The sequence below is a fragment of the Streptomyces sp. NPDC051677 genome (assembly GCF_044453465.1).
Taxonomy (GTDB): Bacteria; Actinomycetota; Actinomycetes; order Streptomycetales; family Streptomycetaceae; genus Streptomyces.
The window spans coordinates 115,963-138,208 of sequence record NZ_JBITCT010000030.1; the positions used below are offsets into that span (position 1 = coordinate 115,963).

Here is a 22,246-nt window from a genome sequence, read left to right on the forward strand (position 1 = left end):
CTCCAGGAGTTCCCGGCACCCACCCGAACGGCAGCGGCGCGACCATGACCCAGGCACCGACACCCACCGCGGACACCGTCCGCCGACTGGTCCGCGCGCTCCTCGAGGAGGGCGGCGCCGGCGGCATCGGACCGGAGGTACGGCCCGTCGCCGAGGGCGGCGCGCACACCACGTGGTGGGTCGGCTCCCGCCATGTGCTGCGCCTCGCCGTCGACCGCGAGGCAACCCTGCGCCGCCGCCGTGAACTGCGGCTGCGCGACCTCGTCCGTCCGCATGTCCCGGTCGCCGTGCCGACCAGCGTCGCGCACGGCGAGTGGTCCCCGGGGCTCGCCTACACCCTCGACACCAGGCTGCCCGGCGGCACGGCCGAGGAGCACGACGTGTCGGCCGTCGGCGAGGCCGACCTCGCCGGACTGCTCAGGGGACTGCGTGAGGCGCCGCCCCGGCAGGCCGAGGCGCTCGGCGTGCCGCGGACCGCCCCGCGCTCCCTGGAGGCGCTGCGCCGGATGGCCGTGACCGCCGCCGAACGCCTCGCCCGCGCCGACGAGTTCGATGCCGCCCGCCTCCACCAGCTCACCCCGGCCGGGGCGGCCCAGCTCGCCGCCCAGCCGGCCACCGCGGTCCTCGTCCACCACGCCCTGCGCGGCGAGCACCTCGTGGTGAGCGCCGACGGCCGGGTGCGCGGCGTCCTCGACTGGACCGACGCGGTCGTCGGGGATCCCGCCGAGGACATCGCGGGTCTCGCCCTCGCCGTCGGCTCCGGCGCCGCCGTCCGCGCAGCCACCCTCGCCGGATACGGCGCCCGCCCCTGCCTGCGCGGCCTGTGGCTCGCCCGCTGCGACACCGTCGTGCGCCTCGCGCAGCACCTCGACGCCGCCGGGACGGGCCCACGCGCCGTCGAAGCGCTCACCCTCCCGCGGACGCGGCTGCGGCGCGCCTGGGAGGCGATCCTGCTGGAACGGGTCACGGAGTTCCGCGAGGACGGGGAGCGCGGCAGGGGCGGGGCGGACGAGGAGGATTGGGAGTAGCAGCGTTCACTCCTGCTCCAGGACCACACACGCCTCCCCGGGCACATGCAGCAGGCCGTCCGGACCCGGGGCTGCCACCGGCTCCCATGCGGCGAGCACGCGGGCCGGGCGGGGGCCGAGGGGGATCGCGGCCGGCCCCTTGCCTAGGTTGACGGCCACCCGGACGTCGCCGCGCCGGAAGGCCAGCCAGCGCGCCCGCGGGTCATGGGCGACCTTGGTGTCGGCCAGGTCGGGATCGGTGAGGTCGGGCTGCGCGTGCCGCAGCGCGATCAGCTCGCGGTACCAGGCCAGCACGCGCGCGTGCGGCTCGCGCCGCGGTTCGGACCAGTCAAGGCAGGAGCGCTCGCGCGTCGCCGGGTCCTGCGGGTCGGGCACGTCCTCCTCGGCCCAGCCGTGCGCCGCGAACTCCCGCCGTCGGCCCCGGCGTACGGCCTCGGCGAGCTCCGGGTCGGTGTGGTCGGTGAAGTACTGCCAGGGGGTGCCCGCCGCCCACTCCTCGCCCATGAACAGCATCGGCGTGAACGGGGCGGTCAGCGTCAGCGCGGCCGCGCACGCCAGCAGGCCCGGCGAGAGCGACGCCGAGAGGCGGTCGCCCTGGGCGCGGTTGCCGACCTGGTCGTGGGTCTGGGCGTACCCGAGGAGCCGGTGCGCGGGCACCCGGGAGCGGTCCAGCGGGCGGCCGTGGCGGCGGCCGCGGAAGCCGGAGTACGCGCCGTCGTGGAAGTAGCCGCCGGTGAGGGTCTTGGCGAGGGCGGCGAACGGGTCGCGCGCGAAGTCGCCGTAGTAGCCCTGGGACTCGCCGGTGAGCGCGGTGTGCAGGGCGTGGTGGAAGTCGTCGTTCCACTGCGCGTGCAGGCCGAGGCCGCCCTGCCGGCGGGGCGTGATCAGCCGCGGGTCGTTGAGGTCGGACTCGGCGATCAGGAACAGCGGCCGGCCCGTCTCCGCGCCCAGGGCGTCCACGGCCGCCGACAGCTCCTCCAGGAAGGGGCGCGAGCGCGTGTCCGCGAGCGCGTGCACCGCGTCCAGACGCAGCCCGTCGAGCCGGTAGTCGCGCAGCCAGGCCAGCGCGCTGCCCAGCAGATAGGCGCGCACCTCGTCCGAGCCGGGCGCGTCCAGGTTGACGGCCGCGCCCCACGGCGTGTGATGCGTGTCGGTGAAGTACGGGCCGAACTCGGGCAGATGGTTGCCGGACGGGCCGAGATGGTTGTGCACCACGTCCAGGACGACGCCCAGCCCGAGCTCGTGGGCCCGGTCGACGAACCGCTTCAGCGCCTCGGGACCGCCGTACGGCTCGTGCACCGCCCACGGCGACACCCCGTCGTACCCCCAGCCGTGCCGACCGGGGAAGGAGCACAGCGGCATCAACTCGACGTGGGTGACGCCGAGTTCGGCGAGGTGCTCCAGCCGTTCGGCGGCCGCGTCCAGGGTGCCGGCGGGGGTGTACGTGCCCACGTGCAGCTCGTACAGGACCGCGCCCGGCAGCGGGCGCCCGGACCACTGCGCACGCCACGCGTAGCGGCCGTGGTCGACGACCGCGCTCAGCCCCTCGGGGCCGTCCGGCTGGCGGCGCGAGCGCGGGTCGGGGCGGACGGGGCCGTCGTCCACCGCGAACCCGTACCGCGTGCCGTCCGCGGCCTGCGCCTCACCGGTCCACCACCCCGCCCGCCCCGGATCGCGCTCCAACGCGCGCGTGGCGCCGTCGCACTGGAGCGTCACACGTTCGGCCTGCGGTGCCCACACCTCGAACTGCACGGACGGTTCCCCTTCGTCTGCTCACCGTGACGTAGCGCCTCCATCGTCCTCCACCTGGGATCCCTGCGCGCCGCGGACACCCTCTTTCCCGTTTTCTGGACACCCAGGGTTCACTGACCGACAATCACCAACGTGACGTCGTCTTTCGAGTTCAACACGTACCCCGCGCGGTTGTCGGACGCGGAGCGCGACCGGGCGCTGAAGGTGTTGCGTGACGGCGTCGCCCTGGGGCGTCTGTCGCACGACACGTTCATCCGGCGCATGGAGCTGGCCCTCGCCGCCCGTCGCTCGGACGAGCTCGCCGTCCTCACCGCCGACCTGCCCGGGGAGAGCCGCTTGTCCCGGGCGGTCTTCGGCGCCGTCGAGGCGGTCTCCGGCTTCACGGTCCGGCTGCGCCGGGCCTGGCAGGCCGAGCGGCTGCCCAAGCTGCTGCTGCCGCATCCGGGCACCGAGCACGCGCTGCGCATCGGCCGCGACCCGGCGAGCGGGCTCAGGCTGACCCACGACAGCGTCTCGCGGGTGCACGCCGAACTCTCCCGTCAGGGCGGCATGTGGGTGCTGCGCGACCTCGGCTCGACCAACGGCACGACCGTCAACGGCCGTCGCGTCATCGGCGCGGCCGTGGTCCGCGAGGGCGACCAGGTCGGTTTCGGGCAGATGGCGTTCCGTCTCTCGGTGAGCTGAACCCGCTCAAGTCCCCTCACCCGTGGCGGTGTTGACGTACCCCTGGCCCATGACCCAGTGTCGTACTCCAGACACGCCAGGTGAACCGACGGCGCCGCCTTGGGGAGGTGTGCCCTGCCGCCCCTCCTCCGCTACCCGACCGTGGACGAACTCGCGGCCCGCGCGGCCGCGCTCGTCGTCCGCAGCTCGGGGGACGTCCGGCTGCGCCGCGTCGGGGTCTCCCGCGCGGGCACGCCCCTGTGGCTGCTCTCCCTCGGCCGGGGCGCCCGCCAGGCGCTCGTCGTCGCCGGACCGCACGCCAACGAGCCCGTCGGCGGCGCCACCGTCCTGCGGCTGGCCGACCGCGTCCTCGCCGACCCGCGGCTCACCGTCGGCGCCGACGCCACCTGGAACCTGCTGCTCTGCCTGGACCCCGACGGTCTGCGCCGCAACGAGGGCTGGCTGGCCGGCCCCTACAGCCTCGGCAGCTACTTCCGGAACTTCTTCCGGCCCGGCTTCCTGGAACAGCCCGAGTGGCTGCCCGACGGCGCGGCCGCGGCCACGCTGCCGGAGACCCGTACGCTGCTCCGTCTCCAGGACGAACTGAAACCTTTCTTCCAGTGCTCGCTGCACGGCGTCGACATCGGCGGCGCCTTCGTGGAACTCACCCGTGACCTGCCCGGACTCGCCCAGCGGGTCGCCCACGCCGCCGCCCGCCTCGGCATCCCCCGCGAACTCGGGCCCTACGACACCCTGTACTGGCCGCGCCTGGGTCCCGCCGTCTACCGGATCCCGCCGCCGCGCCCGCGCGATCTGGCCGCCGCCATCACCGAGGCCGCCGTCGAGTCGACCTGGTACCACCCGCACCGGCACGGCACGCTCACCGCGGTCGTCGAGGCGCCCATGTGGGGCGTCGCCGCCGTCGAGGACGGCTCGCCGCCCGCCGGCCGGGACGCGGTGCTGCGCGCCGTGAGCGGCGCCCTGCGCCACGACGTCCAGGTGCTGGAACGCATCCTCGCGCGCGTGCGGCCCCACCTCGCCGGCGCCCCCGACGCGGCGCGCCTGCTCGCCCCGGTCGACGACTACCTCCTGGTCTGCCCCGGCCTCGCGGACGCCTGGGACCCCGACACCGCCGACCCGGGCCGCCCGCTCCCGCCGCTCAGCACCGGCCATCTGACCGCACTGCGCATCGCCGGCCGCCGGATCGCCGTCCGGACGGCGGGCCTGCTGCACCAGCTCGTCCGCGGCGCCGGCCGCGACCCCGCGGGCGTGCTGCCGGAGCTGGACCGGCTCATCGACGCCTGGTGCGCCGGCTACCGGGAGGACTGCGGGGCCCGCTGGATTCCCGTCGCGCGCCAGGCGGAGTACCAGGCGCGGGTCGTGCTCGCCGCGTTCGAGCTGGCCGGCCGACGCGCCGCCGAACCCGCCCCGGCCCGTTCGGGTGAGTCGGACTGGGGGAGCCGGCCCGCCGTGCCGATGCACCGGGAATGACGCACTTCCTCAACGTTCTTCGGCCGGTGAAAGCCGTCCGGCGCGCCCTGCCTGCCGCGGCCGCCCTCCTCCTCGCCGTCGGCGCCGCGCCCGCCCTGGCGGCCTCCCGCGACGCCCACGACTCCCTGCCGGGCAACTGGCTCGAGCTCACCGTCACCCGGGGCGACTCCCGCTCCAGCGACACCCGCGGCACCCTGCTGCTGTGCGACCCGCCCCAGGGCCACTCCCGCGCCACCGAGGCCTGCGACGTCCTGGCCCGGGCGGGCGGGGACGTGAACGCCGTCGCCGCGGACAGCAGCCGCGTCTGCGCGCTCGTGTACGCCCCGGTGACCGTCCGCGCGCAGGGGCGGTGGAACGGCCACCCCGTCGACTACCGCCGCACCTTCGGCAACGACTGCGAGCGGGAGGCCATGACGGGAGCCGTGTTCGCCCTGGACGACGAGCAGGTCCCCGAGGTCTGACCAGGACCGGCCCGGTGGCTGCGGGCGCCCGTGCGCGCCCGCAGCCGTCCCCTTCCGGCTCGCTCGCGCCGGGCCGGTCCTACGCCGCCCGCTCCCGGGCGTGCAGGGCCGCCGCGACGACCGTGCGGGACTGATGCTCGACCTGGTGCTCCAAGGGCACCCAGCGGGCCCGGAAACGGTCGGCGAAGGCGCCGCTCCACGTCTGGACGAGCTGCTCCAGGCGCGGGGCCGCACGGTCGTCGCTCTCCTGCAGGACCCGCCACAGCATCGCCGCCGCCCGCAGGGGCAGTCGGCGGGCGAAGGCGTCGACGCTGCCGACGTACGCCATCGTCGTGGCTGCGGGCGGTGTGTCCGTCCAGTCCGCGGCCAGCCCCGGCACCAGCTCCAGCGCCCATCTGGCCGCCCGCAGCAGGGGCCCGTCGACGCCCTCCAGCCGCGGCAGCGCCTCGACGAGGACCCGCTCGACCTCCGTCGTGTCCCGCAGCAGCCGCCGCGCCAGCCGCCGGATCGCCGCGGCCGGGGCAGGATGCGGAGCGGGGTCGTCCACCATGTCGCTCGCCCACATCGGCACCTCCACCACCGCGGTCAGGCCGCCGTAGCGGTGGGCGTGGTACCAGGTGCTGTGCCGTGCGTCGTCCGGCATGCTCGGGTACGCCGCGTCCGCCCCGGCGGCCGGCATCACATGCACGCCAGGCCCGGACGCCGGCCAGCCCGCCGCGTCGGAGGCGCCCGTCTCCACCGGGATGTGCAGTTGGGCCGCGGACTTGGCGAAGGGCTCGGCGAGTCCGGGGATGTCCTTCGTCAACTGCACCCAGCTGCCGCCCAGATCGGTGCCGTGCAGGGTCACCTGGAGGTAGGGCCGCAGCTCGTCGATGACCCGGGTCAACGCGCGCGTCTCGGGCGGCAGCCGGTCCGGCGGCAGCACGGCGGGGGACCACTCCGGCTGTTCCGGACCGGCGGGCCGGAAGAAGCCGAGGTGGTACTCCAGCAGGCTGCGCGGCGCCGGGGTCACATGCAGACTCGCCCCGTCGGGGTCCGCGCACAGCAGAAAGTGCCAGGACGTCCCATCCCGCAACTCCCGCTCGTACAGCACCCGTTCGGCGAGCGCCAGCAGTGTCGAACCGCCCGTCGGCTCGTTGGCGTGGGCGCCCGCGACGACGAGCACGGCCTGCCGGGCATGCCCCACGGACAACAGGTGCAGCGGCCGGCCCGCCCGGGAGACCCCCACCTGTCGCAGCGCGCACATGCCGGGTTGGTGTGTGGCCAACATCCGGGCAAAAGTGGTCAGTTCGGTCACCGTGGGGTAACGCAGCTCCGGCAGGAGACTCACCCCCGTATTCGTCCGCCCGGCCTTCGCATCCGCAGTACCCCACGGTCGCTGTGAACTGTCAAGAACGCCCGGGGGGAGGCTTCGGGAGGCTCCGGGGGGCGCTCGGATGCGCGCGCCCGCTCAGTCCGCCCGCTCAGTCCGCCCGCTCAGTCCGCCCGCTCCAGCAGCGCCACCGGCAGCCGCTCGAAAAGGTCCGCCACGCGCGCGTGCCCCGTGAACGCGCGGGCGGGCTCCCGCTCCTCGGCCAGGACGTCGACCCACCGCCCCGGCGGCAGCGTCAGCCGGGTCTCGCCCCAGCCGCCGGCCTCTGCCAGCCGCAGCGACAGCCGCGTCACGGCCGTGACGACCCGGCCGGAGCGCGCGAACGCCAGACAGTGCTCCGCGGCCGCTCCCTCGGCCGGCAGCGGTTCGTACGCAGCCGTCTCCCCGAAGACGTCCGGCCGCCGCCGGCGCAGCCCCAGCGCGGCCGCCGTGACCGCGTCCTTGACGCCGGGATCCGTCGGAGGGAACCGCGCCGGCCGCCGGTTGTCCGGGTCCACCAGCGCCCGGTACTCGCTCTCCGTGCCCTGGTAGAGGTCCGGCACCCCCGGCATCGTCAGATGCACCAGCGCCGTGCCGAGCACGTTCGCCCGGACGTACGGCTCCAGGGCGGCGCGCAGCGCGGCCACCCGCTCGCCCGGCGCCCCGCACGGCCCCGCCGCGACGAATGCGGCCACCGCCTCCTCGTACGGCGGCTCCTGTTCCGTCCAGCTCGTGTACAGCCCCGCCTCGCGCACGTGCTTGAGCAGCGCCTCCTGGACGCGCTCCGGGGCCGCCGGCCCCAGCCCGAAGACCGTCTGCCAGGCCGCCCACGCCAGCTGCCCGTCCGCCACGCCGTCCGTCGCGCCGTCCGCCATGCCGTCCGTGGCGCCCTCCTGCGCGCGCACGGCCTGCTCCAGGACGTCCGCCCAGCGCTGCGGGCACTCGGTGAGCACGGCGAGCGCGGCGCGCACGTCGGCACTGCGCTTGGTGTCGTGCGTCGACACGACCGTCCCGGTGGCCGGCCAGTCGCGCTGCACGCGCGCGCAGTACGCGTGGAAGTCGGCCGGCGACACCCCCGGGGCGCCCGGGTCGCCGCCCACCTCGTTCGCCGACAGCAGCGGCACGTACCGGTAGAACGCCGTGTCCTCCACCGACTTGGCCCGCAGCGCGGACGACGTCTGCGCGAACCGCGCCCGGAACTCCGCCCCCGAGGGCCCCTCCCCGCCCAGCACCAGGCCCCGCACCACGTCGACCGCGCCCGCCTCCTGCGGCACCGTGAACGCCTGCCGGGCCTGTGCTGCGGCCTCCTCGGTGACGACGGCCGCCGGGTCGCCCGAGGTGTACGGCCGGTACACCTCCAGACGGACGAGCAGCTCCTCCAGGGCCGTGCGCAGCGCCCAGGGCGCCCGGTCCCGCAGCGCGGGGTCGGCCGACGTGGCGCACACCCGGGACGCCACCCGGGTCAGCCGCTCGGTCTCCGCCGCCAGCTCGTGGCCGAGCACCCCGTACGCCGCCCGACGCACCGTCGCCGCCCAGTCGCCGCCCCGGTCCGTCTGCGGGGCCGCGAAGCGCCGGTAGCGGGCCAGGAGGTCCCCGGCGCCCGCGGGGTCGGTGAAGAGGCCGTCGACCTGGCGCAGGGCGTCGTAGCCGGTGGTGCCGGCGACCGGCCAGGAGTCCGGCAGCCGCTCCCCGTCGGCCAGGATCTTCTCGACGACCGTCCAACGGCCGCCGCTCGCTCCGTGCAGCCGCTCCAGGTAGCCGTCGGGGTCGGCGAGGCCGTCGGGGTGGTCGACGCGCAGCCCGTCCACCACGCCCTCGTGCAGCAGCCGCAGGATCGTGCCGTGGGTGGCCTCGAACACCTCCGGGTCCTCCACCCGCACCCCGATGAGCTCCGAGATGCTGAAGAAGCGCCGGTAGTTCAGCTCGGTGCGGGCCAGCCGCCACCACGCCGGCCGGTACCACTGGGCGTCCAGCAGCCGCGGCAGCGGCAGGTCGCCGGTGCCCTCGCGCAGCGGGAAGACGTGGTCGTGGTAGCGCAGGACGTCGCCGTCCACCCGCAGGTGCGCCAGCTCCGCCCCCACCGGACCGCCCAGGACCGGCAGCAGCAGCCGGCCGCCCTGTGCCTCCCAGTCGATGTCGAACCAGCGCGCGTACGGCGAGTTCGGGCCCTCGCGCAGCACCTCCCACAGGGCGTGGTTGTGGCGCGGGGCCATCGCCATGTGGTTGGGCACGATGTCCACCACCAGGCCGAGCCCGTGCTCGCGCGCGGTGCGCGCCAGCTCCCGCAGCCCCTCCTCGCCGCCCAGTTCGGCACGCACGCGCGTGGGGTCGACGACGTCGTAGCCGTGCAGGGAGCCGGGCACGGCCTCCAGGACGGGGGACAGGTGCAGATGCGAGACGCCGAGCGAGGCCAGGTACGGCACGGCCGCCGCGGCGGCCCGGAACGGGAACGCGGGCTGCAGCTGCAGCCGGTAGGTCGCCGTGGGCGGCACGGGAACAGGGGCGGGGCGTCGCTCAGGGGTCATGACCACCTACGTACCCGCCCCGCCGCGTTTCCTGTCACACCCCCTCCGGGCGGGCCGGGTGGCCTCCCTTCGGAATGCTCCCTTCGGATCCCTTCCCGCAGATCCCTTCAGAGGGGTCGGGTCGGTCGTTGCAGCACCGTCATGCTGCGGTCCACCAGCGTCAACCGGGCCCCGGCCTGCACCTTCGTGCCGGCGCCCTGCGCCACCGCCTCCGGATTCGCCGTGTCCACGACCACCTGCCACTGCCGGCCGTGGTCGACCGGCACCACGAACTCCAGCGGTTTGGCCGAGGCGTTGAACATCAGCAGGAAGGAGTCGTCGGTGATCCGCTCGCCGCGCGCGCCCGGCTCGGAGATCGCGTTGCCGTTGAGGAACACCGACAGCGCGGACGCCTGCGCCCGGTCCCAGTCCCGCGGTGTCATCTCCGTCCCCTGGGGGGTGAACCAGGCGATGTCCGACAGCTCGTCATGGGTGCCCTCCACGGGCCGGCCGTGGAAGAAGCGGCGCCGCCGGAAGACGGGGTGCTCCTTGCGCAGCCACACCAACGCGCGCGTGAACTCCAGCAGCTCCGATCCCGTTCCCTCGGCTCCCGTTCCCTCGGATCCGGTCTCCTCGGATCCGGTCTCCTCGGCTCCGGTCTCCCCGGCTCCGGCCGCCTCCGCGTCGGGCCACTCGACCCAGGCCAGCTCGCTGTCCTGGCAGTAGGCGTTGTTGTTGCCCCTCTGGGTGCGTCCGAACTCATCCCCATGGCTGATCATGGGCACGCCCTGGGACAGCATCAGCGTGGCGATGAAATTGCGCATCTGCCGCGCCCGCAGCCGCAGCACCTCCGGGTCGTCGCTCTCGCCCTCCGCGCCGCAGTTCCACGACCGGTTGTGGCTCTCGCCGTCCCGGTTGTCCTCCCCGTTGGCCTGGTTGTGCTTGGTGTCGTAGGAGACCAGGTCGTGCAGGGTGAACCCGTCGTGGCAGGTCACGAAGTTGATGGAGGCCAGCGGCCGACGGCCGTCGTCCTGGTAGAGGTCGGAGGAGCCGGTCAGCCGGGAGGCGAACTCGCCGACCGCGCGCGGCTCGCCCCGCCACACGTCCCGCACGGTGTCGCGGTACTTGCCGTTCCACTCGGTCCACAGCGGCGGGAAGTTCCCCACCTGGTAGCCGCCCTCGCCGACGTCCCACGGCTCCGCGATCAGCTTCACCTGGGACACCACCGGGTCCTGCTGGACCAGGTCGAAGAACGACGACAGCCGGTCCACCTCGTGGAACTGACGGGCCAGCGTCGCCGCGAGGTCGAAACGGAACCCGTCGACGTGCATCTCCAGAACCCAGTACCGCAACGAGTCCATGATCATCTGTAGGACGTGCGGGGAACGCATCAGCAGCGAGTTCCCGGTCCCCGTGGTGTCCATGTAGTAGCGCGGGTCGTTCGCCAGCCGGTAGTACGACTGGTTGTCGATCCCCCGGAAGGACAGCGTCGGGCCCAGGTGGTTGCCCTCGGCGGTGTGGTTGTAGACGACGTCGAGGATGACCTCGATGCCCGCCTCGTGCAGCGCCCGCACCGCCGACTTGAACTCCAGCACCTGCTGACCGCGGTCGCCCCAGGAGGCGTAGGCGTTGTGCGGGGCGAAGAAACCGATCGTGTTGTAGCCCCAGTAGTTGTTCAGACCCATGTCGACCAGCCGGTGGTCGTTGACGAACTGGTGCACCGGCATCAGCTCCAGGGCCGTCACCCCGAGCTCCGTCAGATGCTCGATCAGCGCCGGGTGCGCCAGCGCCGCGTAGGTGCCGCGCAGCTCCTCCGGCAGCCCCGGGTGGCGCATCGTCAGGCCCTTCACATGGGCCTCGTAGATCACCGTGTGGTGGTATTCGGTGCGTGGCCTGCGGTCGTCGCCCCAGTCGAAGTAGGGGTTGACCACGACCGACGTCATCGTGTGCGGCGCCGAGTCGAGGTCGTTGCGCCGCTCGGGGGCGTCGAAGTGGTAGCCGTACACCTCCTCGCCCCACCGGATCGCACCGCTGATCGCCTTCGCGTACGGGTCGAGCAGCAGCTTCGCCGAGTTGCAGCGCAGCCCGCGCGCGGGATCGTACGGGCCGTGCATCCGGAAGCCGTAGCGCTGCCCCGGCATGATGCCCGGCACGTACGCGTGCCGCACGAACGCGTCGCTCTCCCGCAGTTCCACCGCCGTCTCCGAGCCGTCGTCGTGCAGCAGACACAGCTCTACTCGGTCCGCGGCCTCCGTGAAGACCGCGAAGTTCGTGCCGGCGCCGTCGTACGTGGCACCGAGGGGATACGCCTCTCCAGGCCAGACCTGCATGGACCCGACTCTTTCAGGTGTGCCGCCCTGCCGGGGGCGCCTTGGCGTCGAGTCTCCCGGAAAGTGAGGGAACCACCAGTGACTTACGTCCCTCTTACCCTTCGACCAGCGCATACGACGGCATCTGCAGTGGTACCTCGCAGTACGTCGCAGTACGTCGTATGCCGAACCGGTGGGGCAGACACGTACTCCCGTCAACAGGGGGAGCAGGGGGAGATTGTGCGCACGACAGTGCGCCGCCACCTGGGCAAGGTGGTGGCGGGTACGGCCATCGCGGTGGCCGCGACGGCCGTGATGGTGGGGATCACCCTGCCGGGCACGGCAGGGGCCGACGACACGTCAGGCGGCAAGGGCGGCCGGAGTGCCGGGCAGGCGGCCGGACAGCAGCAGGGCGACACCGCGGCGGCCGTGCAGCCCGGCGTCGTCGAGGAGGCGCCCGCCGAGGGCGAGAAGGGCCAGGGCCGCGACCCGCTGACCGACGACGAGATCAAGCGCGTCGAGAAGATCGCGCTCAACCGGCAGCTGCTCACCGCCGGTCAGGACGTGGACGGCGACCGCGGCCCGCAGCGCCTCGGCGTGGACCTCGCCGAGCCGGAGGCCGACGAGGTGGACGATCCCGACGCGCCCCGCCGCGCGGAGGTGTCGTTCTACGACTACAAGACCGACTCGCTCGTCACCAAGACCGTCAACCTCGACACCGGCAAGGTCGAGGCCACCGGCACCGAGCACGGCGTCCAGCCGCCGCTCGGCGCCGCCGAGCAGACCGAGGCGGCCCGGATACTGATCGCCGACCCGCTGGGCGCGGGCCTGAAGGCCGACTTCAAGGACGCCACCGGCAAGGAGCTCACCTCCCCGGACCAGCTGCAGCTCGCCGCCATGGTCTACCGGGCGGTGCCGGGCGCCGAGCCGACCGTCCTCGACAAGTGCGGCGAACACCGCTGCGCACGGCTGCTGCCGAAGGCCAAGAACGGTCCATGGATCGACGCCCGGTCCCTGGTCATCGACCTCAGCACCCGCAAGGTCGCCCGGCTCGCCGGCTGAGCCGTCCGTCAGACCGTCAGTCCGTTTTTCCGACCCACCCCCCGTGGGGGGACGCCAAGGGAGTCATGTCCTCATGCGCGTGAACAGAAACAGCCGGGCCCGCAAGGGGGCGGTCCTCGGTCTCTCCGTGGCCGCGCTGGCCGCCGGCGTGACCGCAGGCGCCGGTCCGGCCGTCGCCCGGCCCGAGGCGGCCCCCGCGCCGGCCGCCGACTGCAGCGCCGCCTACCGCATCGAACAGAAGCTCTCCACGGGCACGACCTGGCGCATGTGCTGGCGTTTCGAGGCGAAGTCCGGGCTCGTCCTGGAGAAGGTCTCCTACCAGCCGCCCGGCGAGGCCAAGCCGATCAGGGTCCTCAACAGCGCCAAGATCGCCCAGATCCATGTGCCGTACGACGACGGCAAGAACGAGTACAACGACATCACCGACTACAACTTCGGCTCGGGCCTGGTCGACCTGGCGCCCGCCGAGTGCCCCGGCGGCACCATCAAGGCGGTGAAGGTCCCCGACCCGTTCACCTCCGAGTCCCCGAACGTCAAGGGCCTGTGCACCACGACCCGCGCGCGAGGTCACGCCTACCGCATGCAGGCCGACGGCGACAAGGTCTTCCAGACCCAGGGCAAGGACCTGCTGATCTACACCGTCAACAAGGTCGGCTGGTACGAGTACATCACCGAGTGGCGCTTCTCCGACGACGGCGCGATCAACATGAACGTCGGCGCCACCGGCAGCCTCTCGCCCTTCGACTACGACGCCGGCGACGGCCGTGGCTGGCCGATAGGCAAGGGCGCCAAGTCCTACGCCACCAGCCACAGCCACAACGTCTTCTGGCGGCTCGACTTCGGCCTCGACGGCTCCTCGAACACCAAGGTGGAGCAGTACGACTCGGTGGTCAGCCCGCCCGCCGGCGGAGAGCAGGGCCCGACCGCCAAGACCACCCGCACTCCCGTGACCAAGGAACTCGCGGCGGACGCCAAGAACATGCGCTGGTGGCGGGTGGTCAGCGCCACCGGCAAGAACAAGGACGGCCACGCGCGCTCCTACGAGTTCGTCCCCGGCGCCACCACCAAGTACGCGGGGCGCCCCTTCACCCAGCACGACGTGTACTTCACGGAGTACAACAAGTGCGAGCAGTACGCCAGCAACAACGTGCGCATTTGCGGCAGTCCGCTGCACGGCACGTCGGTCGACAAGTGGGTGAACGGTCAGACCCTCACGCACCCCGTGGCCTGGGTGAACGTGGGCTTCCACCACATCGCCCGGGACGAGGACCAGCAGCCCATGCCGGTCCACTGGCAGGGCTTCTCCCTCGCCCCCCGGGACGTCACCGCTATGAATCCGCTCACTCCGCCCGCCCTCGCGGGGGAGAACGGACAGACGAACAGCGGTAGTTGAGAAACGACCTGTCCATCCGGCTGCACCGCCCGCCGCTCCCGGAGTACCCTTCCTTGATCGTTGGGACGGGGAGTGCTCGGGGGAGCGGAAGGCGGTGCTTGGGTGGGCTCGGGAGGGCTGGAGCTGCCCCCTGGTGACGAGGGTCACGAGGGGGGCTCCGCAGACGTCCCGCCCGGCACGGTGTCCCTGGCCCGGCCGATGGAGACGAACGCCATCGGACCGGAGCTGGACTGGGACGCCGACGCCTGGCGGGAGGTGCGCACCCGTGCCCAGCGGGCCGGCCGGGCCTACATCTGGCTGAACCTCGTCGAGCAGCGGCTGCGCGCCGTGGTGGCCGCCGTGCTGAGGCCCATCTACGAGCCCGTCCACGGCGACGAGTGGGCGGTCGCCGCGGCCGGACCCGCCGGACAGGAGTGGGTGCAGCGCGCGGTCGCCGTACGCGAGGTCAGCCGCCGCAAGGGCTATCTCCTCGACCCGGCCGACGACAACGTGATCTCCTTCCTCACGCTGCCGCAGCTGCGTGAGCTGATGGTGCAGCACTGGCCCTGCTTCGAGCCGTACTTCGACGACCGCCGGGACGTCGAACTCGCCCTGGACGAGCTGGAGGTGACCCGCAATGTCGTCTCCCGCAACCGGGCCCTGTCCGAGGCCGTCCTGAACCAGGCCGAACGGGCCTCCGCCCGCCTGCTGGAGATGCTCGGCACCGGCGGCGACGTCCCTTCCGCACGCCGGCTGCCCGTCGACGCCGTCGAGGACCTCGTCGGCGACCGGTACGCGGACGTGGTCGCCGTCCACACCGACCGGGTGCGGCTGCTGCGCCAGTTCCCCGCCGAGGACATCTTCGACGGCGCGCGCCGCCTCGACGCCATCGGCATCGGCCTCAACCTGCTCGTGCAGAACTTCTCCGGCCGCCGGCTGGTCCGCCTCGCCGAGGCCGGGGCCCGCGTCCGGCTGCTGTTCCTCAACCCGGCCTCCAGCGCCGTCAAGCGCCGCGAGCGCGAACTCGGCATGAAGCGGGGCGAGTTGAGCCGGGCGGTGGAGATGAACATCCTGCACATGCGCCGGGTCCGCGCCCGGCTGCGCGACTCCGGCGCCTTCCAGATCCAGGTGTACGACGAGACGCCCCGCTTCACCGCCTACCTCGTCGACGGCGACGGCACCGACGGCATCGCGGTGATCCAGTCCTATCTGCGGCGCATGCGCGGCATGGAGGCGCCGGTGCTGGTGCTGCGGGGCGGCAACCGGGTGGTCAAGTCGGGCGAGTTGGACGAAGGCGGACTTTTCCCGGCCTACCGCGAGGAGTTCGAGCTGGCCTGGGCGGATTCACGTCCCGTGTCCTGAATGATCCCTTTGCGCCCGCCGGGAAGCGGAACGCGGCCCTCTGATTGTCAGTGGCGCATGCGAGGGTGGAGACCACTGGGGGAAGCACCGCCAAGAAGGGGGGCCATCATGGCCTGGTACCGGGAGCTGCTGATCGGCTTCGACCTGGAGACGACCGGGACGGACCCGCGCGAGGCGCGCATCGTCACGGGAGCCGTGATCGAGGTCAGGGACGGGCAGGTCCTGGGCCACCGCGAGTGGCTGGCGGACCCGGGCGTGGAGATCCCCGCGGACGCGGTGGCGGTCCACGGGATCAGCAACGAGCGGGCGGCCGCCGAGGGCGCCCCCGCCGACCGGGTCGCGGACGCCATCGCCGAGGTCCTCGTGGGGTACTGGCGCACCGGCGTCCCGGTCGTCGCCTACAACGCCGCGTTCGATCTCACTCTCCTCTCCGCCGAACTGCGCCGCCACGGCCTGCCGTCCCTGCGTGAGCGCCTGGGCGGCTCGGAGCCGTCGCCGGTCGTCGACCCGTACACCATCGACCGCTCGGTCGACCGCTACCGGCGCGGCAAGCGCAACCTCGAAGCGGTCTGCGCCGAGTACGGCGTCCCGCTCGACGCCGCCCACGACGCCTCCGCCGACGCCCTCGCCGCGGCCCGGCTGGCCTGCGCGATAGCCGCCCGCCACCCCAAGGTCGCGGCCCTCGGCCCGGCGGAGCTGCACCGCCGCCAGATCGAGTGGTACGCCGAGTGGGCGGCGGACTTCCAGAACTTCCTGCGCCGCAAGGGAGAGACGGACGCGGTGGTCGACGGGGCCTGGCCCGTACGAGAGGTGGCGGGGGAGACCGTCTGACGTTCTTGTGGGTGAGACGTCGGAATGGCGCCCGTCCGCCCCGGCCTTGAGGAACTGGGCCTGACGAGGCTCGCCGCCGCCGCGGGCGACTCGCTCTTTCCCCGCATTCACCCGCTCGTCGTCATCGGCCGGGGCGCCGCGCCCGTCGGCTTCACCGCCCGGGGGACGCGTCGGCGTCTCGCCTGAGCCGGGCCTCGGACCGCCATGCCCGCAGCAGCCGGATCAGAACGGATACCACCGCACCTCCTCGTCCCCGTCCCGCAGCGACGCCACCCGGCGCCGGAACTCCGCCAGCGCGGGCGCACTGGTGGGGGCGTGCTGGGCGACCCACGCACAGCTCGCGGTCTCGCGGGCGCCCCGCAGGACCGCGCAGCCCGCCCACTCCCGCACGTCCCAGCCGTACGCCCCGGTGAAGGAGTCGTACGCGTCGGCGGGCAGGCCGTAGCGGTCGCGGGAGAGCGCCATGACCACCAGGTCGTGCTCGCGCAGATCGGCGGAGACGGTCTCCAGGTCGACCAGGACCGGACCGTCGGGGCCTATGTGCACATTGCGGGGCAGCGCGTCGCCGTGGATCGGGCCGGTGGGCAGGTGCGGGGTGAGCGCGGCGGCGGCCGCGGCGAAGCCGTCGCGGCGCTCGCGCAGAAACGCCGCGTCCGCCGGGTCGATCGCGTCGCCCGCGAGCCGCAGCCAGCGTTCCACTCCCGACAGCAGATCGCGCGGGGGCAGCCCGAAGGAGGGGGTGGGCAGGGCGTGCACGAGGCGCAGGAGTTCGGCCAGATCCCGCGGCGTCGCAGGCCGTACCGGGTCGGGCAGCCGCTGCCACACGGTCACCGGGTGTCCCTCGACCAACAGCGGCTTCGGCTCGGCCGCCCGCACCGCCGGGACGCCCGCGTCGGCGAGCCAGGCCGCGACGTCCAGCTCACGCCGGGCCCGATCCAGGAGCTCGGCGTCCCGGCCCACCTTCACCACCAGGTCACCGGCGGCGAACACCGCGTTCTCGCCCAGGGCGAGCAGCCGCGCGTCCGCCGCCGGACCGGGCAGCGCCCCCGCCGCGGCCAGTACGTCCCGCGCCCGTGCCTCGTCCATCGCCCGCCTCCGTGTCGTTCTGCGCGTTGTCCGCCCGGCCCCACCGGACGGCGTCGGGATCCGGCCATCCGACGGCCAGTGTCGCATTCGCACAGATCGACGCATGCGCATGGTGTCTTGACGGCGTACAGCACCTTCACGACCATGGCGGGGCCCGTCACAGCCGCGGGAAGGGGGACGCTTCGGTGTCGTTGGCGACCGAGAAGACAGGGACGGTGCGCCGTGCGACCGCCACCGGCCCGCCGCGCACCACCGCCGGCCGTGGCGCGTGGTTCCTCGTCCTCCCCGCCCTGATCCCCATCCTGGTCCTGAGCGTCGGCCCGCTGCTGTACGGGATCCTGCTCGCGTTCACCGACGCCCAGTCGGGCCGCACCGCGCCCACCCGGTGGATCGGCGCCCTCAACTTCTCCGACCTGCTGCACGACACCCTGTTCTGGGAGTCGTTCCGGATCGGCCTGGTCTGGGCGGTCGGGGTGACCGTCCCGCAGTTCCTGCTCGCCCTCGGCCTCGCCCTGCTCCTCGACGAGGACCTGCGGCTGCGCTGGCTGGCCCGCGCACTCGCGATCATCCCCTGGGCGATGCCCGAGGTCGTGGTCGGCGTCATGTGGCGACTCGTCTACAACCCGGACGCAGGCATCCTCAACGAGACGCTGCGCGACCTGGGCCTGGGCGACGGGCGGGACTGGCTCAGCGGGCTGGCGAGCGCCCTGCCCGCGGTCATCGTCGTGGGCGTGTGGGCGGGCATGCCGCAGACGACCGTCACCCTCCTCGCCGGCCTGCAGAACACCCCGCGCGAACTGCACGAGGCGGCCGCGGTGGACGGCGCGGGCGCCTGGCGCCGCTTCCGCACGGTCACCTGGCCCGCCCTCAGGCCCATCGCCCTCGCCGTCACCGCCCTCAACTTCATCTGGAACTTCAACAGTTTCGCCCTGGTCTATGTGCTGACCAACGGCGGACCCGGCGGCCGCACCCGGCTGCCCATGCTCTTCGCCTACGAAGAGGCCTTCCGCTACGGCCAGTTCGGATACGCGGCGGCCATGGGCTGTGTGATGGTCGCGGTGATCTCCGTGTGTCTGGCCCTCTTCCTGGTGGGCCGCATCAAGGGAGGCGACGACCGTTGAGGACCCGTCCCGCGGCCCGCGCCGGCCAGTACACGGCCCTGCTCGCGTACCTCGTCTTCCTCGCCTTCCCCTTCCTGTGGCTCTTGTCCGTCGCGTTCAAGCCGCCCCGCGAACTGGGCAGCCTGCACCCCACCTGGATCCCGAAGCACCCCACCCTCGCCAACTTCCGCCAGGCCTTCGACGAACAGCCCTTGGTGCACGCCGCGTTCAACTCCCTGCTCGCCGCGACGGGCGCCGCCGTGATCGCCGTCGCCCTCGCCACGCCGATGGCGTACGTCATGGCCCGGCAGCGCACCCGGCTCGCGCGCGCCGCGTCCGGGTGGGTGGTGGTCAGCCAGGCCTTCCCGTTCGTCCTGGTGATCATCCCGCTGTTCCTGGTGCTGAAGAACCTGCGGCTGATCGACTCGGTGCCGGGGCTGGTGACGGTGTACGTGGTGTGGGCCCTGCCGTTCGCGCTGTGGATGCTCGTCGGCTACGTCCGGGCCGTCCCCGTCGAACTGGAGGAGGCGGCGGCGGTCGACGGGGCCGGGCGGCTGCGGACGCTTGTCTCGGTGACGGCGCCGCTCCTTGCGCCGGGCATCGTCGCGACGGCGCTGTTCGCGTTCATCACCGCGTGGAACGAGTTCTTCTTCGCGCTGGTGTTGCTGAAAACGCCCGAGAAACAGACGCTGCCCGTCGTCCTGACCCACTTCCTCGGAGCGGAGGGCGTGGCCGACCTGGGGCCGCTGGCCGCCGCCGCGTTCCTCGCCACCCTTCCCTCGCTGGCCGTCTTCGCGCTCATCCAGCGACGGATCACGGGCGGCATGCTCGCCGGGGCGGTGAAGAGCTGATGCGGACGAGACTCCTGGCCCTGGTGGTGCTGCTGCTCCTCGCGGGCTGCTCGTCGGGAGGAGGCTCGGACGACGACGGTCCGGTCACCCTCCGCTTCCAGTCCCTGGCCTGGCAGGAGGAGTCCGTCACGGCCAACAGGGAACTGGTGAAGGAGTGGAACGCCACCCACGCGGACATCAAGGTCGAGTATGTGCAGGGGAGTTGGGAGAGCGTCCACGACCAGCTCCTCACCTCCTTCGAGGGCGGCGAGGCCCCCGACATCATCCACGACGCCTCCGACGACCTGGCCGACTTCGCCTACGGCGGCTACCTCGCCGACCTGACCGACCTGCTCCCGGCCCGCCTCAAGTCGGACATTCCGCAGCGCAGTTGGGAGACGACGACCTTCGGCGACGGCGTCTACGGTGTGCCCTTCCTCCAGGAGCCGCGCGTCCTCGTCGCCAACGCGACCTGGCTGAAGCGGTCCGGCGAGCGGATCCCGACCCCCGAACACCCCTGGAGCTGGGCGGAGTTCCGGCAGATCACCAAGAGGCTCGGGGGCCCCGGCACATACGGCGTGGCCTGGCCGCTGAAGGAACCCGTCTCCGCCACCCTCAACCTCTCCCTGTCGGCGGGCGGGCAGCTGTTCCACCGGGGCGCGGACGGCCGTGTCACCGTCCGCTTCGAGGCCGGGGACGAGGTCGTCCCGCGCACCGTCCACGACCAGGTCGCCGCCGACCACAGCGCCTCGCCGACCACCCTGGGCAGCGGCGGCTCGGACACCCTGCCCGGCTTCTTCGGCGGCAGGTACGCGATGGTCCCGCTCGGCTTCTCCTACCGCCAGCAGATCGTGCAGCAGGCGCCGAAGGGCTTCGACTGGCAGGTGCTGCCCGCCCCTGCGGGCGCCGACGGGCTCGCCCAGGGGGTCAGCCCGCAGACCCTGTCCGTCGCCGAGGACAGCCCCTACAAGAAGGAGGCCGTCGCCTTCCTCGACTTCCTGCTGCGGCCGAAGAACATGGTGCGCCTCGCGCTGGGCGACTGGATGCTGCCGACCGGCGCCCAGGCGCTCGCCGACCCCGCCCTGCACACCAAGAAGGACGACTGGGCGACCGGCACCGCTCTCGCCGCGTACCTGCGCCCGGCGCCCGCCCAGTCCGTGCGGGGCTATCCCGAGTGGAAGGACAAGGTCGCGACCCCCGCCTTCCAGGAGTACTACAGCGGGGCCATCGACCTCGGCGAACTGCGCACCCGTCTGGAGAAGGACGGAAACCTCGTCCTGGCCCGTTACCAGCGCTGAGCGGCGACGGTCCACCAGCGCTGAGCGGCCGCCGCGGCCGGCGGTGGCCGCTCAGGGGACGGAGGGTCCGGTGATGAACCGTCCCTGCCCGTCGTACGGCCAGACGTTGGGGACACAGCCGTTCATGCCCTTGATCTGCTGCATCATCGCCGGGGCCGGTCGGCCGGGACCGGGGCAGCCGACGTGGTTGTGATGGAGGAAGTGGCCGACCTCGTGATTGATGATCAGCGCGCGGTAGGCGGTGACGTCCTTGGCGTAGACGGGGGTGGCCAGCAGCCAGCGCTTGAGGTTCACCATGACGTTGTCGTCGACGTTGCAGTTGACCTCGCCGCCGGTTTCCAGCCCGTACTGACCGCAGATCTTGTCCACGGTGCCGGGCGTCGCGACCCGTACGACGAAGTCGACGGCTCCGACGGAGACCCGCCGGAACGCCGAGTGACCGTCCGCCGTCCAGCCGCGCCGGTCGGCCAGGATCTGCTCCACCTGCCGGGCCACGTCCGCGGCGGACAGATCGATGCCGTTCTCGATGTCCACCCGGTAGCGCAGGGCGGTGCCCTTGCCCACCTTGGCGCTCGAACCGGCCGCGGTCGTGAACGTGCCCGGCCCCGAGGCCGGGATGTCGGTCTGGGACGTGCCTGCGGACTTACCGCCTGAGCCGGCCGACGAACCCGTCGACGAACCCGCGGACGACCCGGCCGACGGACTGGCGGATGTGCGGGACGAGGCCGACGAGCTGGGCGTCCCCGTCCGCGGGGCCGCCGGGCCCGAGTTCGCCGCCCCACCGGACGTGCCGGACGCGCCGGGCCCGGCGGACGCGGTCGACCGGCCCTCGGCCGACGTGCCGCCCGCCCCTGCGGAGGTCCATCCCACGGCCGCGAAACCGGCCGCCCCCAGGAGGACCAGCGCGGCCAGCCCGCCCCACAGCGGTCTTCTCCGCCCGCGCCCGGCGGAGTGCGCGGGGCCGCTCCGACGACGACGGGAGGGGGCGGAATCTGCTCGGTGCACGCTCATGGTTGTTCAGATTGTGATCGGTATGTGATCGGACCTGGCTCAAGCGATAACGAAAAGGTAACGACCCGACCGTTGTGGGTTTATGTGATCATCCCGTAACAGTGGCCCGGGGCGGTCGACCGGCTACCGATACTGTGCTCATGCCACGAGTTCTGCTGATCGAGGACGACCGTGCCGTGCGGGACGGCGTCGTCCTCGCGTTGCGCCGTCAGGGCCATGAGGTCGCCGCCGCCGAGACCGGGGAGGACGGCCTGAACCGGCTGCGCTCCTTCCGGCCGGACGTGGTGGTGCTGGACCTGATGCTGCCCGGCATGACCGGCCTGGACGTGTGCCGGCGGATGCGCGGCCTGGACCAGACGCTGCCGATCATCATGGCGACCGCGCGGGGCGACGACGAGGACATCGTTGTCGGTCTGGAGGCGGGCGCCGACGACTACGTGGTCAAGCCCGTGCAGGCCCAGGTGCTCCAGGCCCGTATCCGCGCCGTACTGCGCCGGGCGGGCGGCGGCGCGCCCGCCGACGGCGGCATCCCGAAGATCGACACCTACGGCGACCTCGCCATCGACCGTGCCGGACTGTCCGTCACCTGGCAGGGAACGCCGGTCGCCCTCGCCCCCTCCGAACTGCGGCTGTTGCTGACCTGAGGTTCCCCCGTCATGCGGGATGTGCTGATCAGCTGGTCAGCAGGGGTTGATGGGTGTTCAGATTCGTTGGTTCGGCCGTCGCCTGTTCGGC

At 73.1% G+C, this 22,246-nt stretch carries 18 protein-coding genes and 1 pseudogene; 13 read left to right on the top strand and 6 right to left on the bottom strand.

Features of this window, described 5'->3' with window-relative positions; genetic code table 11:
- Window positions 1-44 precede the first annotated feature (44 nt).
- Window positions 45-1,028, top strand: a complete 984-nt coding sequence (locus tag ACIBAF_RS30555; protein WP_399467336.1) for a phosphotransferase family protein — start codon at window positions 45-47, stop codon at window positions 1,026-1,028.
- 6 nt (window positions 1,029-1,034) lie between these two features.
- On the opposite strand, the gene treZ is transcribed toward ACIBAF_RS30555, so the two are convergent.
- Window positions 1,035-2,780 carry a malto-oligosyltrehalose trehalohydrolase gene (gene treZ, locus ACIBAF_RS30560; RefSeq protein ID WP_399467337.1) on the bottom strand — a complete coding sequence of 582 codons (1,746 nt, stop codon included), beginning with the start codon at window positions 2,778-2,780 and terminating at the stop codon, window positions 1,035-1,037.
- Between the two features lie 132 nt (window positions 2,781-2,912).
- On the opposite strand from treZ, the gene ACIBAF_RS30565 reads away from it, so the two are divergent.
- The 3 genes from ACIBAF_RS30565 to ACIBAF_RS30575 all read left to right on the top strand — a co-directional run bounded on the left by ACIBAF_RS30565 (window position 2,913) and on the right by ACIBAF_RS30575 (window position 5,395).
- Window positions 2,913-3,464, top strand: a complete 552-nt coding sequence (locus ACIBAF_RS30565; protein WP_399467339.1) for an FHA domain-containing protein — start codon at window positions 2,913-2,915, stop codon at window positions 3,462-3,464.
- A 141-nt stretch (window positions 3,465-3,605) separates the two neighbouring features.
- Entirely contained in the window at window positions 3,606-4,934 is a 1,329-nt protein-coding gene (locus tag ACIBAF_RS30570; RefSeq protein ID WP_399467340.1) for a M14 family zinc carboxypeptidase, read from the top strand.
- A complete protein-coding gene (locus tag ACIBAF_RS30575; RefSeq protein WP_399467342.1) occupies window positions 4,931-5,395 on the top strand; it encodes an SSI family serine proteinase inhibitor in 465 nt (154 codons plus the stop codon). Before ACIBAF_RS30570 ends, ACIBAF_RS30575 begins: the two co-directional genes overlap by 4 nt.
- A 79-nt stretch (window positions 5,396-5,474) precedes the next feature.
- On the opposite strand, the gene ACIBAF_RS30580 is transcribed toward ACIBAF_RS30575, so the two are convergent.
- The 3 genes from ACIBAF_RS30580 to glgX form a co-directional block, all read right to left on the bottom strand.
- Window positions 5,475-6,725: a M14 family zinc carboxypeptidase gene (locus ACIBAF_RS30580; RefSeq protein WP_399467343.1), complete on the bottom strand. Its 1,251-nt coding sequence runs from the start codon at window positions 6,723-6,725 to the stop codon at window positions 5,475-5,477.
- A 146-nt stretch (window positions 6,726-6,871) separates the two neighbouring features.
- Window positions 6,872-9,271 carry a malto-oligosyltrehalose synthase gene (gene treY / locus ACIBAF_RS30585; RefSeq protein WP_399467344.1) on the bottom strand — a complete coding sequence of 800 codons (2,400 nt, stop codon included), beginning with the start codon at window positions 9,269-9,271 and terminating at the stop codon, window positions 6,872-6,874.
- Between the two features lie 107 nt (window positions 9,272-9,378).
- Window positions 9,379-11,580, bottom strand: coding sequence for a glycogen debranching protein GlgX (gene glgX, locus ACIBAF_RS30590; protein WP_399467345.1), 2,202 nt, complete (start codon window positions 11,578-11,580; stop codon window positions 9,379-9,381).
- A 219-nt stretch (window positions 11,581-11,799) separates the two neighbouring features.
- On the opposite strand from glgX, the gene ACIBAF_RS30595 reads away from it, so the two are divergent.
- The 5 genes from ACIBAF_RS30595 to ACIBAF_RS30615 all read left to right on the top strand — a co-directional run bounded on the left by ACIBAF_RS30595 (window position 11,800) and on the right by ACIBAF_RS30615 (window position 16,372).
- Window positions 11,800-12,621, top strand: a complete 822-nt coding sequence (locus ACIBAF_RS30595) for a Tat pathway signal sequence domain protein (RefSeq protein WP_399467347.1) — start codon at window positions 11,800-11,802, stop codon at window positions 12,619-12,621.
- 73 nt (window positions 12,622-12,694) lie between these two features.
- Window positions 12,695-14,014 carry a copper amine oxidase gene (locus ACIBAF_RS30600; protein WP_399467348.1) on the top strand — a complete coding sequence of 440 codons (1,320 nt, stop codon included), beginning with the start codon at window positions 12,695-12,697 and terminating at the stop codon, window positions 14,012-14,014.
- Window positions 14,015-14,116: 102 nt separating this feature from the next.
- A complete protein-coding gene (locus ACIBAF_RS30605; RefSeq protein WP_399467349.1) occupies window positions 14,117-15,355 on the top strand; it encodes an SAV2148 family HEPN domain-containing protein in 1,239 nt (412 codons plus the stop codon).
- Window positions 15,356-15,463: 108 nt separating this feature from the next.
- Window positions 15,464-16,186, top strand: a complete 723-nt coding sequence (locus ACIBAF_RS30610) for a 3'-5' exonuclease (RefSeq protein ID WP_399467351.1) — start codon at window positions 15,464-15,466, stop codon at window positions 16,184-16,186.
- A 24-nt stretch (window positions 16,187-16,210) separates the two neighbouring features.
- Window positions 16,211-16,372 (top strand): hypothetical protein, encoded by a 162-nt coding sequence (locus tag ACIBAF_RS30615; RefSeq protein ID WP_399467352.1) that lies wholly within the window; start codon window positions 16,211-16,213, stop codon window positions 16,370-16,372.
- A 36-nt stretch (window positions 16,373-16,408) separates the two neighbouring features.
- Here ACIBAF_RS30615 and ACIBAF_RS30620 read toward each other — a convergent pair whose 3' ends face one another.
- Window positions 16,409-17,272, bottom strand: a complete 864-nt coding sequence (locus tag ACIBAF_RS30620; RefSeq protein ID WP_399467353.1) for a phosphotransferase enzyme family protein — start codon at window positions 17,270-17,272, stop codon at window positions 16,409-16,411.
- A 215-nt stretch (window positions 17,273-17,487) separates the two neighbouring features.
- On the opposite strand from ACIBAF_RS30620, the gene ACIBAF_RS30625 reads away from it, so the two are divergent.
- From ACIBAF_RS30625 to ACIBAF_RS30635, 3 genes are read left to right on the top strand one after another with little or no spacing between them, the layout of a single operon-like run.
- Window positions 17,488-18,393, top strand: coding sequence for a carbohydrate ABC transporter permease (locus ACIBAF_RS30625; protein WP_399467365.1), 906 nt, complete (start codon window positions 17,488-17,490; stop codon window positions 18,391-18,393).
- Window positions 18,390-19,223 carry a carbohydrate ABC transporter permease gene (locus tag ACIBAF_RS30630; RefSeq protein ID WP_399467355.1) on the top strand — a complete coding sequence of 278 codons (834 nt, stop codon included), beginning with the start codon at window positions 18,390-18,392 and terminating at the stop codon, window positions 19,221-19,223. The genes ACIBAF_RS30625 and ACIBAF_RS30630 overlap by 4 nt, the downstream gene beginning before the upstream one ends.
- The gene (locus ACIBAF_RS30635) at window positions 19,223-20,500 is read left to right on the top strand and encodes an ABC transporter substrate-binding protein (protein WP_399467356.1); all 1,278 of its coding nucleotides are present in this window, start codon (window positions 19,223-19,225) and stop codon (window positions 20,498-20,500) included. Before ACIBAF_RS30630 ends, ACIBAF_RS30635 begins: the two co-directional genes overlap by 1 nt.
- Window positions 20,501-20,551: 51 nt before the next feature.
- On the opposite strand, the gene ACIBAF_RS30640 is transcribed toward ACIBAF_RS30635, so the two are convergent.
- The gene (locus ACIBAF_RS30640) at window positions 20,552-21,511 is read right to left on the bottom strand and encodes a DUF3152 domain-containing protein (RefSeq protein WP_399467358.1); all 960 of its coding nucleotides are present in this window, start codon (window positions 21,509-21,511) and stop codon (window positions 20,552-20,554) included.
- A gap of 140 nt (window positions 21,512-21,651) precedes the next feature.
- Between ACIBAF_RS30640 and ACIBAF_RS30645 the strand changes: the two are divergent.
- Window positions 21,652-22,152, top strand: a pseudogene (locus ACIBAF_RS30645) (response regulator transcription factor); the annotation flags it as partial.
- Window positions 22,153-22,246: the final 94 nt, after the last annotated feature.